15 protein-coding genes are annotated in these 14,234 nt (G+C 38.8%); 10 read left to right on the plus strand and 5 right to left on the minus strand.

From position 1 onward, the window contains the following. Positions 1-12: 12 nt before the first annotated feature. From arsB to arsC, 3 genes are read left to right on the plus strand one after another with little or no spacing between them, the layout of a single operon-like run. Entirely contained in the window at positions 13-1,173 is a 1,161-nt protein-coding gene (gene arsB / locus ACLLO5_RS05175; RefSeq protein WP_413174416.1) for an ACR3 family arsenite efflux transporter, read from the plus strand. 12 nt (positions 1,174-1,185) lie between these two features. Next, positions 1,186-1,836: an arsenical resistance protein ArsH gene (gene arsH, locus ACLLO5_RS05180; RefSeq protein ID WP_413174417.1), complete on the plus strand. Its 651-nt coding sequence runs from the start codon at positions 1,186-1,188 to the stop codon at positions 1,834-1,836. A 26-nt stretch (positions 1,837-1,862) separates the two neighbouring features. After that, the gene (gene arsC / locus ACLLO5_RS05185) at positions 1,863-2,258 is read left to right on the plus strand and encodes an arsenate reductase, glutathione/glutaredoxin type (RefSeq protein ID WP_413174418.1); all 396 of its coding nucleotides are present in this window, start codon (positions 1,863-1,865) and stop codon (positions 2,256-2,258) included. A gap of 76 nt (positions 2,259-2,334) precedes the next feature. On the opposite strand, the gene ACLLO5_RS05190 is transcribed toward arsC, so the two are convergent. Then, the gene (locus ACLLO5_RS05190; protein ID WP_413174419.1) at positions 2,335-3,141 is read right to left on the minus strand and encodes an Rpn family recombination-promoting nuclease/putative transposase; all 807 of its coding nucleotides are present in this window, start codon (positions 3,139-3,141) and stop codon (positions 2,335-2,337) included. Positions 3,142-3,212: 71 nt separating this feature from the next. Then, on the minus strand, positions 3,213-3,479 hold the full coding sequence (locus ACLLO5_RS05195) for a hypothetical protein (protein ID WP_413174420.1): 267 nt from the start codon (positions 3,477-3,479) through the stop codon (positions 3,213-3,215). Between the two features lie 457 nt (positions 3,480-3,936). Between ACLLO5_RS05195 and dnaK the strand changes: the two genes are divergently transcribed. Next, positions 3,937-5,838 (plus strand): molecular chaperone DnaK, encoded by a 1,902-nt coding sequence (gene dnaK, locus ACLLO5_RS05200; protein ID WP_413174421.1) that lies wholly within the window; start codon positions 3,937-3,939, stop codon positions 5,836-5,838. 164 nt (positions 5,839-6,002) lie between these two features. Here dnaK and ACLLO5_RS05205 read toward each other — a convergent pair whose 3' ends face one another. Next, the gene (locus ACLLO5_RS05205) at positions 6,003-6,830 is read right to left on the minus strand and encodes a carbohydrate ABC transporter permease (protein WP_413174422.1); all 828 of its coding nucleotides are present in this window, start codon (positions 6,828-6,830) and stop codon (positions 6,003-6,005) included. A 258-nt stretch (positions 6,831-7,088) separates the two neighbouring features. Between ACLLO5_RS05205 and ACLLO5_RS05210 the strand changes: the two genes are divergently transcribed. The 6 genes from ACLLO5_RS05210 to ACLLO5_RS05235 all read left to right on the plus strand — a co-directional run bounded on the left by ACLLO5_RS05210 (position 7,089) and on the right by ACLLO5_RS05235 (position 12,311). Continuing rightward, positions 7,089-7,787, plus strand: coding sequence for an aldehyde oxygenase (deformylating) (locus tag ACLLO5_RS05210; RefSeq protein WP_413174423.1), 699 nt, complete (start codon positions 7,089-7,091; stop codon positions 7,785-7,787). A gap of 319 nt (positions 7,788-8,106) precedes the next feature. Further along, positions 8,107-9,126: a long-chain acyl-[acyl-carrier-protein] reductase gene (locus ACLLO5_RS05215; protein ID WP_413174424.1), complete on the plus strand. Its 1,020-nt coding sequence runs from the start codon at positions 8,107-8,109 to the stop codon at positions 9,124-9,126. Positions 9,127-9,207: 81 nt separating this feature from the next. Continuing rightward, positions 9,208-10,188, plus strand: a complete 981-nt coding sequence (locus tag ACLLO5_RS05220; protein WP_413174425.1) for an acetyl-CoA carboxylase carboxyltransferase subunit alpha — start codon at positions 9,208-9,210, stop codon at positions 10,186-10,188. A 348-nt stretch (positions 10,189-10,536) separates the two neighbouring features. Further along, positions 10,537-11,262, plus strand: coding sequence for an SDR family oxidoreductase (locus tag ACLLO5_RS05225; RefSeq protein ID WP_413174426.1), 726 nt, complete (start codon positions 10,537-10,539; stop codon positions 11,260-11,262). 78 nt (positions 11,263-11,340) lie between these two features. Next, positions 11,341-12,048, plus strand: coding sequence for a GTP cyclohydrolase I FolE (folE, locus tag ACLLO5_RS05230; RefSeq protein WP_413174427.1), 708 nt, complete (start codon positions 11,341-11,343; stop codon positions 12,046-12,048). 98 nt (positions 12,049-12,146) lie between these two features. After that, on the plus strand, positions 12,147-12,311 hold the full coding sequence (locus ACLLO5_RS05235; RefSeq protein ID WP_413174428.1) for a hypothetical protein: 165 nt from the start codon (positions 12,147-12,149) through the stop codon (positions 12,309-12,311). Positions 12,312-12,748: 437 nt separating this feature from the next. Here ACLLO5_RS05235 and ACLLO5_RS05240 read toward each other — a convergent pair whose 3' ends face one another. Together ACLLO5_RS05240 and ACLLO5_RS05245 are read right to left on the minus strand one after the other, a co-directional pair. Next, positions 12,749-13,513: a Uma2 family endonuclease gene (locus ACLLO5_RS05240; RefSeq protein WP_413174429.1), complete on the minus strand. Its 765-nt coding sequence runs from the start codon at positions 13,511-13,513 to the stop codon at positions 12,749-12,751. Positions 13,514-13,570: 57 nt separating this feature from the next. Next, positions 13,571-14,200, minus strand: coding sequence for a phosphoribosylanthranilate isomerase (locus tag ACLLO5_RS05245; RefSeq protein ID WP_413174430.1), 630 nt, complete (start codon positions 14,198-14,200; stop codon positions 13,571-13,573). Positions 14,201-14,234 lie beyond the last annotated feature (34 nt).

Here is a 14,234-nt window from a genome sequence, read left to right on the forward strand (position 1 = left end):
TAGGAAATATTTATGACTATCAACCATTCAGAAAATAAAGCCCCAGTCAAAGCCGGAAGTAGACTAAGTTTTTTTGAAAAATATCTAACGGTATGGGTGTTTTTGTGCATTGTTATAGGAATAATACTCGGAAAATTATTTCCAGAAATAGCAGTAACATTAGATGCAATGAGTATCTATCAAGTCTCCATTCCTATAGCTTTATGTTTATTTTTTATGATGTATCCCATCATGGTGAAAATAGACTTTACTCAAGCAGCAAATGCACTGCGTACACCAAAACCTGTAATTCTCACCTTGGTCATGAATTGGTTAATTAAACCATTCACAATGGTAATATTTGCCCAGTTCTTTTTAGGTTGGTTATTCAAACCATTAATTACAGGTACAGAACTAATCCGTGGTAGTGAAGTGAGTTTAGCTAACTCCTATATAGCCGGTACTATTTTATTAGGAATAGCCCCATGTACAGCAATGGTATTAATGTGGGGATATCTTTCCTATGGGAATCAAGCACATACCTTAGTAATGGTAGCGGTGAATTCTCTAGCAATGCTATTTTTATATGCACCTTTAGGTAGGTGGTTATTAGCAGCCAACGATTTAACAGTACCCTGGCAAACTATTGTTTTCTCAGTCCTAATTTATGTTGGTTTACCCCTAGCAGCAGGGATGTACAGCCGTTATTGGATTTTCAAATATAAAGGTAAAGAATGGTTTGAAAGACAATTTTTAAAATATCTCTCTCCTATAGCCATTTCTTCCTTGTTAATTACCTTAGTGTTACTATTTGCCTTTAAAGGAGAATTAATTGTTAAAAATCCTTTACACATTTTGTTGATAGCAGTTCCTTTATTCATTCAAACTAATTTTATTTTCCTAATTAGTTATGTAGCAGGGCTGAAGCTAAATCTAGTTTATGAAGATGCTGCACCTGCGGCTTTAATTGGTGCTAGTAATCATTTTGAAGTTGCTATAGCTACTGCTGTAATGTTATTTGGTTTAAATTCCGGTGCAGCACTAGCAACAGTAGTGGGAGTTTTAATTGAAGTTCCAGTCATGTTGATGCTAGTGGAATTTTGTAAACTTACAGCAGCTTGGTTTCCCAGAGAACCACACAAAGCAACTTTACCAGATCCACGTTGTATTAATGCCTTTAGTTCTGATAATTAATAAACAATTGCCATGACAGATTTCCATCATCCACCGAGAATATTATTTTTATATGGTTCTTTGCGAGAACGTTCTTATAGTCGTCTGTTAGCCGAAGAAGCAGCAAGAATCATTGAAGGATTTGGTGCAGAAGTCCAATTTTTTGACCCCTGTGAATTACCAATTTATGGTAGTTTTCCTGATACTCATCCCAAAGTACAAGAATTGAGAGAATTAAGTATGTGGTCTGAAGGTCAAGTTTGGTCTTCACCGGAAATGCACGGTAATATTACTGGGATTCTGAAAAATCAAATTGATTGGATTCCTCTGAGTATTGGTGCAGTTAGACCCACTCAAGGTAGAACTTTAGCAGTAATGCAAGTAAGTGGTGGTTCTCAGTCTTTTAATGCTGTAAATACAATGCGAATTTTAGGACGTTGGATGCGAATGTTTACCATTCCTAATCAATCTTCCGTTGCAAAAGCTTATCAAGAATTTCACGAAGATGGAACCATGAAAGATTCTGCTTATCGTGACCGAGTAGTTGATGTCATGGAAGAATTATATAAATTTACCTTGCTGTTGCGTGATCAAGTTGATTATTTAACTGACCGCTACAGTGAACGCAAAGAAAAAGCAGCAAAAGAAGCTATTAATTTAGCTAATAGTGCTTTGAATTCATAAACGGTTACTTAACAACTAATAACATCATGAAAAAGGTAATGTTTGTTTGTAAAAAAAATTCTCGTCGTTCCCAAATGGCAGAGGGTTTTGCTAAAGTTTTAGGAGCAGGAAAAATATCTGTTTTTAGTTCTGGTTTAGCATCAAGTGAAGTAGACCCTATTTCTGTACAAGTGATGTCAGAAATTGGCATTGATATTAGTAATCAAAGTTCTAAAGCATTAAGTGATTTTAATCCTGAAGATTTTGATGCTGTGATTTCTTTATGTGGTTGTGGTGTGAATTTACCCCAAGAATGGGTGTTAAGAGATGTATTTGCAGATTGGCAACTTGATGATCCTGAAGGTCATAATATTGACACCTTTCGTCGTGTGCGAGATGAGGTGAAAGAAAGAGTGATTCAGTTAATTGCATCTTTGGTTTAAATATTGAAAGCCTAATCAAAACAAAAGCCTTATTAATTAAGGCTTTTTGGTTGAAATGTAATTAACTATCAAATCTTCATTTTCTTTTATTTACATCATCCTGATTTTGGATTCCTTGTGAAATTTGTTGAACAGTTTCAACTGTTAAATTCAAAGCCTGAGCAATTTGTTCTACCGTCAAATTCAATGCTAACAATCTAGGAACAGATTCTAATTTTGCTTCCAAGCTGCCTTCTTCTCTTCCTTCTTGATAAACCTTTGTTTGTTTCAAATCACTTAGACTAAACATAGATTCAATCTCCTTGCGACTCATTCTAGGAAACTTATAAACCAAGATGGTTTCTACTAATTCTAATAACTGCCGTTGTTCTTCATTGCTGATTTCTTGCTGAGTTCTATTAATTAACTCTTTAGCAGTAGTAATTGCTTTGTCTTCATCCTCGATGATTAATTTTATGGTAGCAATACCAATAGGCAAAGATGCACTTTCACCTAATTCATCTAGATAAATACGGCTGACACGCTGACTGGTGAAAAATTCACTGAAATGTTTGGTGTCTGCTGTATCTAAACTGCGACTGGGATAGATAACAAAACCCCTCCAGGGATTTTGAGGTTGATATTGCCGTAAATATAAAGATACTTCCGAAAATAGACGGAAATAAATTTCTGCATCATTTTGAAACTGCACTTCCACAAAATAAATTGGGTTTTGTTCATCTTGTGTTGGCAGAAAAACCCCATCTATGCGAAAAGCAGTTTGTTTAATTTCGATAGATGAGAATGTATAAGCTGCTGCTGTTTGGGGTTGGTTGCCAATTAATTCAAAAAATATGCTGGGAAACTCTTGAAAAAGGCGATAAAATATGCTGTCAGTTTTCACGCTCGATCAATTGCTGAAATTGGCACTGTAAATATTTTACTGAGTTGCCGTCTAATAATTGCTTACTTGCTTTAGGTAGATGATTGACATTCCATCAAAATTTCACTACCGGCTGGTGTTAACTCCCAGCGATCGCCTGGTGAACCTGGCTGTATATATCTTTCCACTAAACCCTTAGATTTCATATCCTTTAACACAGTCATCATGTCAGGTTCTCTGGGTACATCTAAGCGAGAAAGAGAATTTGCTATTTCATACCAACTCCAACCTCCTTTTCCTTTAGAGACTAATTGGAGTAGAACTAATTCCAGTTGAGTTAATTTGATGGTATTTTTCATGATTATTCCTCAACTGCTGTTGTTAATTGCTGATTTTTGGACAATTTCTGTCTATTAACTCTTTAACAGTGATAAATAAACCCTCAGAGCAATTTTCCTCTTTTCATTACCATATCTCCTTACCAATGGATGAAAAGACGGCAAATACGACTTAGAAATTACGGTTCACCCCAATTCGTGAACGTATTAATTCTCATACATTAGTCAGAGTGGCAACTGCTCAATCCATGAACCAACTAAAAACAAAGTTTAAAATTAACCGTCCTACCAAAGGTTCGGGAAACCACCCTTCATGGACTGGCTACACAAGTTCAGTATATATATCAGCGTAATTTGCGGTTTCAACCCCAGACAAGCTAAACCATCCTGGTATTGATTGATTGTTTCAATCGGTTAGTTCAAGATGTAGTCCATTATAATCCCATTCATTTGTAGTTATACGGAGCCAGCACTTAAAATGGCAAAAGTAGTAGGAATTGACTTAGGTACGACAAACTCTTGCGTAGCAGTGATGGAAGGTGGTAAACCCACTGTAATTGCTAACGCCGAAGGTTTTCGGACAACGCCATCAGTGGTGGCATTTGCTAAAAATGGCGATAATTTAGTTGGTCAAATCGCTAAACGCCAAGCGGTAATGAACCCCGAAAATACCTTTTATTCGGTTAAACGGTTTATCGGTCGTCGCTTCGATGAAGTTACCAAAGAAACCACTGAAGTCTCTTATAAAGTTCTCAGCAGTGGTGGTAACGTCAAGGTAGACTCACCTGGTGCTGGTAAACAGTTTTCTCCAGAAGAAATTTCTGCCAAAGTTCTCCGCAAACTAGTAGAAGATGCTAGTAAATATCTTGGTGAAACTGTTACCCAAGCAGTAATTACTGTTCCTGCCTACTTCAACGACTCCCAACGCCAGGCTACAAAAGATGCTGGTAAAATTGCCGGGATTGAAGTTTTGCGGATTATCAACGAACCAACAGCAGCTTCTCTAGCTTATGGTTTTGATAAAAAGAGTAACGAAACCATTCTCGTATTTGACCTTGGTGGCGGTACATTCGATGTATCGGTACTAGAAGTAGGTGATGGCGTATTTGAAGTATTGGCTACATCTGGTGATACCCATCTTGGTGGTGACGACTTCGATAAAAAAATTGTTGACTTCTTAGCAGAACAATTTAAAAAGGCTGAAGGTATTGACCTCCGCAAAGATAAACAAGCTTTACAACGTCTGACTGAAGCCGCAGAAAAAGCCAAAATTGAGCTTTCTAGCGTTACCCAAGCAGAAATCAATCTACCATTTATCACTGCTACCCAGGATGGACCAAAACACCTGGATACGACTTTAACTCGTGCCACATTTGAAGAACTTTGTTCAGACTTAATTGACCGTTGCCGCATTCCTGTAGAAAATGCTCTCAGAGATGCCAAGTTAAATAAGAACAATATTGATGAGGTTGTTTTAGTTGGTGGTTCTACTCGTATTCCCGCTGTGCAGGAAGTGGTGAAGCGGGTACTGGGTAAAGAACCTAATCAAACTGTTAACCCTGATGAAGTTGTGGCAGTTGGTGCAGCTATTCAAGCAGGTGTTCTGGCTGGTGATGTTACAGGTATCTTGTTGTTAGACGTATCACCACTATCCTTGGGTGTAGAAACCTTGGGTGGTGTGATGACCAAGATTATTCCCCGCAACACTACTATTCCTACCAAAAAATCAGAGGTTTTCTCGACCGCTGTTGATGGTCAAACTAACGTAGAAATTCATGTTCTCCAAGGGGAACGGGAATTTGCTAATGATAACAAGAGTTTGGGAACTTTCCGCTTAGATGGTATTCCTCCTGCACCTCGTGGTGTTCCCCAAATTGAAGTGACTTTTGATATTGATGCTAACGGTATCCTCAACGTTACTGCGAAGGATAAAGGAACCGGAAAAGAACAATCTATCAGCATTACTGGCGCTTCCACTTTGGATAAAAATGATGTTGACCGGATGGTACGGGAAGCTGAACAAAACGCCAATTCTGATAAAGAAAAACGGGAAAAAATTGAACGTAAAAACCAAGCTGATTCTTTAGCTTACCAAGCGGAAAAGCAGTTGCAAGAATTAGGTGATAAAGTTCCTGAAGCTGATAAAACCAAAGTTGAAGGTTTGGTGAAAGAACTGCGAGAAGCGGTTGCAAAAGATGATGATGAGCAAATCAAGAAACTGACACCAGAATTACAACAAGCTTTGTTTGCGGTAGGTAGTAATATTTACCAACAAGCTGGTGGTGCGGCTCCTGGTGCTGAACCTCAAGATGGTGGTGCTACTCCTCCTTCTGGTGGTGGTGATGATGTGATTGATGCTGATTTCACTGAAAGCAAATAATTCAATTTTTCAGCGATTTTTATAGAAAAATAGACTGAATTACCTGAAGTCAAACCCTAAAAGCCTAAAAACTTTTTAGGGTTTTGTGTATTTAATGACACCAGTTATATTTTAACAAAGCTGTAAATTCTGAAAATATGATGAGCCTTGATATTTTTTGATAACTAATTCTTGATTCCCGTGGTAGCAATACCCCGAATAAACTGTTTTTGACCAATTAGAAATAACACCATCACAGGAATGGTGGTAATTATCACTGCTGCCATCATCAATGGCCAATTGTTGGTAAATTGTTCTTGGAATTCTGCTAAAGCCAGTTGTACGGTTCTTAACTCTGGTCTAGTGGTAAATACCAATGGCTTAAATAAATCGTTCCATTCACCGATAAAGGTGAACAAAAATAGTGTTACCAAAGCGGGACGTGCTAAAGGTAACATGATCTGCCATAAAATCTGTAATCTGTTCGCTCCATCAATTGCTGCGGCTTCCTCCAATTCTATGGGAATTGTCTGGAAATATTGACGTAACAAAAAAATGCCAAAGCCATTTACCGCACTGGGTAAAATTAGCGCCCAATAGGTGTTGATGATATGTCCCCATTTCAGTACCAAAAAGATGGGAATCACCAATAACTGAAAAGGAATGACTAAAGTTGCCAATACAACTAGTAGCAGTGCTTGTCTACCACGAAATTTCAGCCTAGCAAGGGCGTAACCAGCTAAAGCAGATGTGATAATTTGAAAAGCTGTAACTGCGATCGCTACCAAGGTAGAATTAGCAAACGCCAGTAAAAACTTCCCCCTTTCCCAAGCTTCACGGTAATTAGCTAAAGTCCAGTTATTTTTTCCCATAACTCCCGGTGTTGTACCTGTGGGAGCAAAGGAGGTGAGAAAAACCACTATCAAAGGCAGTAAAACGATGAATGCTCCTAGTAATAACAGTACCAGGCTCCAAAAATTCGCGTTTTTCCAATTCCAGGTAAGCTTGGACATGGGTTATTGCTCCACAAGCATTGGTTTTTCTTAGTCTGACTATAGATAACAAGGAATAGGAAACAGGAACAAGGAAGGATGGTTTATTTCATTTGTAGTGGGTGGTTTCCCCTTAAAGGATAGCTCCTTGGTAAAAACTAATCTAATTACCATAATTTCTTGTTAAGTTAAATTAAACCACAGTGATGATTACCCTAAATTGACAGGGTAAAATAAATTTCGGTATCAAATAATTTAGGGTTACGGAGTAAACATATCATGCAGCAACTTGTTGAAGAAATTGAAAAAATTGATTTCCAAAGTGAAGAATACAAAGACGCATATAGCCGTATTAATGCGATTGTGATTGAAGGAGAACAAGAAGCCCATGAGAATTACATCACATTGGCTGAATTGCTGCCGGAAAGCAAAGATGAACTGATTAAGCTATCCAAAATGGAAAGCCGCCACAAAAAAGGATTTGAGGCCTGTGGACGCAATTTACAAGTTACTCCCGATATGCAATTTGCTAAGGAGTTCTTCTCTGGACTGCACCAAAATTTCCAAACAGCAGCAAAAGAAAAAAAAGTTGTTACCTGTCTCCTGATTCAATCTTTGATTATCGAATGTTTTGCGATCGCAGCCTATAACATCTATATTCCCGTTGCTGATGAATTTGCCCGCAAAATTACAGAAGGCGTAGTTAAAGAAGAATACAGTCATCTCAACTTTGGCGAAGTTTGGCTACAAAAACACTTTGCAGAATCTCAAGCAGAACTTGATCAAGCAAACCGCCAAAACCTCCCCATTGTCTGGCAAATGCTTAACCAAGTAGCTGACGATGCTCGTGTCTTAGCAATGGAAAAAGAAGCTTTAGTAGAAGACTTCATGATTCAATACGGTGAAGCATTAAGTAAAATTGGTTTCACAACTCGTGAGATCATGCGTCTTTCCGCATACGGACTGGCAACCGTCTAAGGCGCAGAGAGCAGGGAGCAGGGAGAAAAATTAATTTTTTCTTGTTCTCTCCTGAACTCCTGGTAGCGTGGGGTATAACTCTTACTTCGTCACACCACCTGCCATACTTCTACCTTTGGCCTCAAATAACAAATGATAGTGACACCTTTATGTAGTATTTTTAAGAATTAGAGATTATTTTCTATCCCTAGTTGGCATAATTTAGTATTTTTGGCTATTCCCAGAGCAGTCTATTAGCACAGACTGTTAATCAAAAATCTAAAATTTGTATTGCTTATTAATTCCACGCTTTTCATAGCACACGCCTAATATATCACTAATGTTTGGTCTAATTGGACATCTGACTAGTTTAGAACACGCTCAATCCGTAGCTCAAGAATTGGGATATCCAGAATATGCCGATCAAGGGCTAGATTTTTGGTGTAGCGCCCCTCCGCAGATTGTTGATCACATCACTGTCACCAGTATCACAGGACAAAAAATAGAAGGCCGGTATGTAGAATCTTGCTTTTTGCCGGAAATGCTGGCAAATCGGCGGATTAAAGCTGCCACCCGTAAAATCCTCAATGCTATGGCTCATGCTCAAAAGCATGGCATTGATATTACAGCTTTAGGTGGGTTTTCCTCAATTATTTTTGAGAACTTTAATTTAGAGCAGTTTAGCCAAGTCCGTAATGTCACATTAGAGTTTGAACGCTTCACTACAGGTAACACTCATACTGCCTATATTATCTGTCGCCAGGTAGAAGAAGCCTCTAAACAACTAGGGATAGAACTGTCAAAAGCAACTGTGGCTGTGTGTGGTGCAACAGGGGATATTGGTAGCGCAGTTACCCGCTGGCTAGATAAAAAAACAGATGTCCAAGAACTATTGCTGATAGCTCGCAATCAAGAACGTCTTCAAGAACTGCAAGCTGAACTGGGAAGGGGTAAAATTATGGATCTACAGCAGGCACTACCCCAAGCAGATATTGTCGTTTGGGTGGCTAGTATGCCCAAAGGTGTAGAAATTGATCCCACAGTGTTAAAACAACCCTGTTTGCTGATTGATGGTGGTTATCCTAAAAACTTAGGGACAAAAATTCAGCATCCAGGAGTGTATGTGTTAAATGGTGGAATAGTGGAACATTCCCTAGATATTGACTGGAAAATTATGAAAATTGTCAATATGGAAGTTCCAGGTCGCCAATTATTTGCTTGTTTCGCGGAATCAATGTTGTTGGAATTTGAGAAGTTATACACAAACTTTTCTTGGGGACGCAATCAGATTACCGTAGATAAAATGGAGCAAATTGGTCGGGTGTCGATTAAACACGGTTTTAGACCATTGTTGGTTTAGTCATTGGTCATTGGGAATGAGTGACTGAATGGTCTGTTCCCTGTTAAGAGTTAAGAGTTCCCTATTCCCTATTTCCTAGCTATGGCAATTACTGAACGCAAACCCCTACTGTTGGATTTTGAAAAGCCTCTAGCAGAACTGGCTACCCGGATTGATCAAATTCGGCAACTTGCAGATGAAAATGGCGTGGATGTTTCTGGTCAAATTCGCCAACTGGAAACACGAGCGATGCAATTGCGTGAAGAAATTTTCAGCAGTCTGACACCATCTCAACGATTACAAGTAGCTCGACACCCACGCCGACCCAGTACCCTAGATTACATTCAGGCTATTAGTGATGAATGGATGGAGTTACATGGCGATCGCTGTGGTGGTGATGATCCAGCTTTAGTTGGTGGAGTTGGTCGCTTGGGTGGACAACCTGTGGTGATGTTAGGGCATCAAAAAGGCCGGGATACAAAAGATAATGTCGCCCGTAACTTTGGGATGGCGGCTCCTGGTGGCTACCGTAAGGCACTGCGGTTAATGGAACACGCTAACAAATTTGGTATGCCCATTGTTACATTTATCGACACTCCAGGTGCTTGGGCAGGAATAGAAGCCGAACACCAAGGACAAGGTGAAGCGATCGCCTACAATTTACGGCAAATGTTTTGCTTTGATGTGCCAATTCTCTGTACAGTGATTGGAGAAGGTGGTTCAGGTGGTGCTTTGGGTATTGGAGTGGGCGATCGCCTGCTCATGTTTGAACACTCTGTTTACACCGTAGCTACCCCAGAAGCCTGTGCCGCTATTTTGTGGAAAGATGCTGGTAAAGCCCCCCAAGCAGCCGTGGCATTAAAAATTATTTCCCATGACCTCAAAAATTTGGGCATTATTGACCAAATATTACCTGAACCCATTGGTGGCGCTCATTCCGACCCCTTGACAGCCGCTACCAATCTCAAAAAAGCTTTGTTGGAGAACCTAGACGAACTCAACCGTTTAACCGCAACTGAACGTCGCCAACTCCGCTATGAAAAATTCCGCAAAATTGGTGTCTTTACAGAACTTGCTCACTAAAAATAATAGCTACTAACTGATTAGTACATCAACGGTGCTATAATTGCCTATGAAAGCTTAACGATTCTTAACAATCTGAGCAGTTATAGGCATTTGTGTTGTGTGTTCAGCAAACAAACCCAATCTAATTGACTAGTTTGCAGAGTGTTCAGTAATTAGCCTTGAGTTTAAAACCTGATTTATCAGGTCGATATTTTTCGTCCTGACTGGTAAAACTAATGATAGGCAATATACCCATAATGGCAATGCATTATAGCAATTGTCATAAAAACAGCAATTGAATTTTAGATTTATTTAATTTATGGGTAGGTAGCGGCTCACAACGCTGCCAAAAAATTTGGAGACACCATGAGTTTTGAGCAGAAACGACGCGCCTTAATTACCGGTGCAAGCAGTGGAATTGGGAAAGCAACGGCTTTAGCCTTTGCAAAGGCGGGAATAGATGTCGCCTTGGTTAGCCGTTCCCAAGATAAATTAGAGAAGGTAGCAGCAGCAGCAAAAGAGATAGGAGTGGAAGCAAAAGCCTTCACTGTTGATCTAAGTTGTGTTTCCCAAGTACAAGCGAAAATACAGGCGATCGCCCAAGAATTTGGTGACATAGATATTCTGGTCAACAATGCCGGCATGGGATACACAGCCAACCTCAGCGAAACTCCCTTAGAAGATTGGCAGCAGGTGATTAACTTAAACCTCACCAGCGTCTTTCAGTCCATGATGGGAATTTTGCCGGAAATGAGGCAAAGAGGTCAAGGAACAATCATCAACATTGCCTCCATAGCTGCCAAACACGCTTTTGCAGGTTGGGGAGCATACTGCGTTAGCAAAGCTGGTTTACTAGCCCTTTCTCAAACCCTAGCACTAGAAGAACGAAACCACAGTATTCGTGTGATTGCAATATGTCCAGGTTCTGTAAATACAGAAATTTGGGACACCGAAACAGTTCATGTTAACTTTGATCGTTCCAAAATGTTAACTCCAGAAATAGTAGCTCAGACAATTCTGCACACCGCTTTATTACCACAAGAAGCAGTAATTGAAGAATTAACCCTGATGTCTAACGCTGGCGTTCTTTAATTAGTAATTTGTCATTTATTGTTTTCATGACCAATTACCCATTATCAATATCAATTACCAATTACCAAGACTTATACCATGACTATCGCTGGTTCCAACGGTTCCAATCGCTCACAATCTCCTCTGATTCCTGACTTAGCACAAGCTATCAGTCCCAGACCTGACCGTAACACCCACAATGGCAAACAGGCAGATTTGCACCCACCTTCAGAGGGAAGCATGGAGCAAATGATGGAAGCTGTGCGGACAATGCTCATCGGTGTTGGAGAAGATCCAGAACGGGAAGGATTACTCAAAACACCCAAGCGCGTAGCTGAAGCAATGATGTTTCTCACTAATGGCTACAACCAATCTTTAGAAGAACTGGTGAATGGTGCCATCTTTGATGAAGGCCATAACGAGATGGTGCTAGTGCGAGATATTAATTTCTTTAGTCTCTGCGAACATCATATGCTGCCATTTATGGGTAGAGCGCACGTTGCTTATATCCCTAATCAAAAAGTTGTCGGCTTAAGTAAGCTGGCGCGAATTGTGGAAATGTATTCTCGTCGCTTACAAGTCCAAGAAAGGCTAACTCGACAAATTGCCGAAGCCGTTCAGACAATTCTTGAACCTAAAGGTGTAGCTGTGGTTATGGAAGCCACCCATATGTGTATGGTGATGCGAGGTGTACAAAAACCTGGTTCTTGGACTGTCACCAGTTCTATGGTGGGTGTGTTCCAAGATGAGCAAAAAACCCGTGAAGAGTTCTTGAATTTGATTCGTCATCAACCTGCATTCTTTTAAGAATTAGGGATTGTTGCAATTATCGCTCATCCTCAAAATACATTAGGGGGTGAGTGATTTTGCTGCTTTAGTAATATAGAAATCCGGTTTAATTTTTGATGACAGAGAATAATCTTACAGGAGATTTAAAAGCAGAAAGTATTGATCAAGAAACAGGAGAAAACATTAATTTTAATCAAAATCAAGAAACTTCCAAAAATACCAAAGGAATCTCTAAAACAATTGGGATATCCGACAGAAATTGTAAAAATATTTGGCGATAAATCTCAATATATTTCAGTTTTACGAGAATTAACATCTGAGTTATATAGCGATCCTATTTGAGTCGATAACTTATCAGTGATAGCGTAGTGTGACGTAAGTCATGGAAAGGGAACAGGGAACTGAAAGTGTTCATGAATCATTTAGGATTGCTATATAAAATAGCAGCATAATTAGTAATTGTATAAAATTTTAACGCTGATAAATGCAGATAAACTCAGATATTTAATTGTTAATTTTTGATTCACCGAAGGGATTCCTGGATATCCTGATTCTGACAGAATGTAACTATTTTATGTTATTCTCTTACATTATAAATTTTTATTTTGCTCTCACATAATTATCTACAATGGTTTTTGATATACGTGACTTAAAATTGTAGGGATAATTCATGAATTGTCCCTACATCTGTTTCACCAGATGTCTATTTTAAATCCTTTTAAATTGTCTCTGGGTCAATATTTAATTCTCTCAATTTTGCTGCTAAACGTGCTGCTTTTTCATCTGCTGCTTTTCTGGCTTCTGCTTCCTGTTCTGCTCTTTGAGCTTCTTGTGCTGCTCTTTGAGCTTCCTGTGCTGCTCTTTGAGCTTCCTGTTCTGCGCTTTCTTCCGGTGTAGGAACTAAAATTCCTTCCCGTGTAAAATACCGCAATAAACCATTATAAACACCCAAATATAAACCTAACTGTTGACTCCAAAGATGTCCTTTTTTATTTAATTCAAGTGGCTGATATTTTCCATCTAATAAATGAAAACCTGCAAATTCTAAAGTATAAGGATCAAACCAAAAATAATCTGGAGTTCGGAATGTATTTTGATAAAGTTGTTTTTTAAATTCTCTATCTGTCTTAGCTGTACTTGGGGAGAGAATTTCTACAATCATATTGGGATATTTACCATCCTCATTCCACACTACCCAACTTTTCCGGGTTTTGCGTTCAGTTTCTAAAACTACAAAGAAATCTGGACCACGAGAATCTTCTGATTTTTTCTGGTTAGGACTATAGTAAATGCTCATGTTTCCAGTAGCATAGAAATCATTTCTATCTTTCCATAACCATTCTAAACATTTTAATAATAAAATTATTTGTCTGAGATGCAGTTCTGTTTCCACGGGAGGTTCATCACTATATAAATCACCAGGGGGAAAAATTATATCTGGGAAGATGTTTTCTTGAGTTTCTAGTTCTTGTGCAATGATCATAAATTTGATATAGCATCAAGTTGTAATTTTTTGATTATATCATTCATTTATCAGCTTTTAGACTGATTTTAACCTTTGAAACAACAATGCTACTTTATTCAAATCTTTATTACCTGGTGAAAGTTCCACACCACTAGATAAATCAATCCCATTAGGATGCAGTTGATTTAGTGCATCTATAATATTATCTGGTGTTAGTCCTCCGGCTAGAAACCAAGGACGATTAGGACTAAATGCTTGTAACATTTGCCAGTCTAAAGTTTGTCCTGTACCGCCTAATTGTTGAGGATGATAGGCATCAAGTAGTAAAGTATCTACATACTCAATATAGTTTGCTGTAGTTTCTAGTTGTTCCAAATTACGAACTCTCAAAGCTTTAATTATTTCTACTTGGGGTAAAGATTGACGCAACTGGTGGCAAAATTCTGGTGATTCATCTCCGTGCAACTGGACACCTGTTAAATTAGATGCTATTACTGTTTGCTGGATTTCAGAAATATTACTATTGGCAAAAACACCAATTTTATCAATTTTGTCAGGTAGTTTGGCTACTGCTGCCTGGATTTGCTCTATAGTCACGTAGCGTGGTGAAGTCGGTACACAAATAAATCCCAGTGCTGTTGCACCGAAAGAAGCTATTGCTATAGATTGGTGTGGTTCAGTAATGCCGCAAATTTTAATCCGCATTTAGGTTTGAGAAATTAAAAATAATTACAAAACT

Source organism: Anabaena azotica SJ-1 (assembly GCF_047275885.1).
GTDB lineage: Bacteria > Cyanobacteriota > Cyanobacteriia > Cyanobacteriales > Nostocaceae > Trichormus_B > Trichormus_B azotica_A.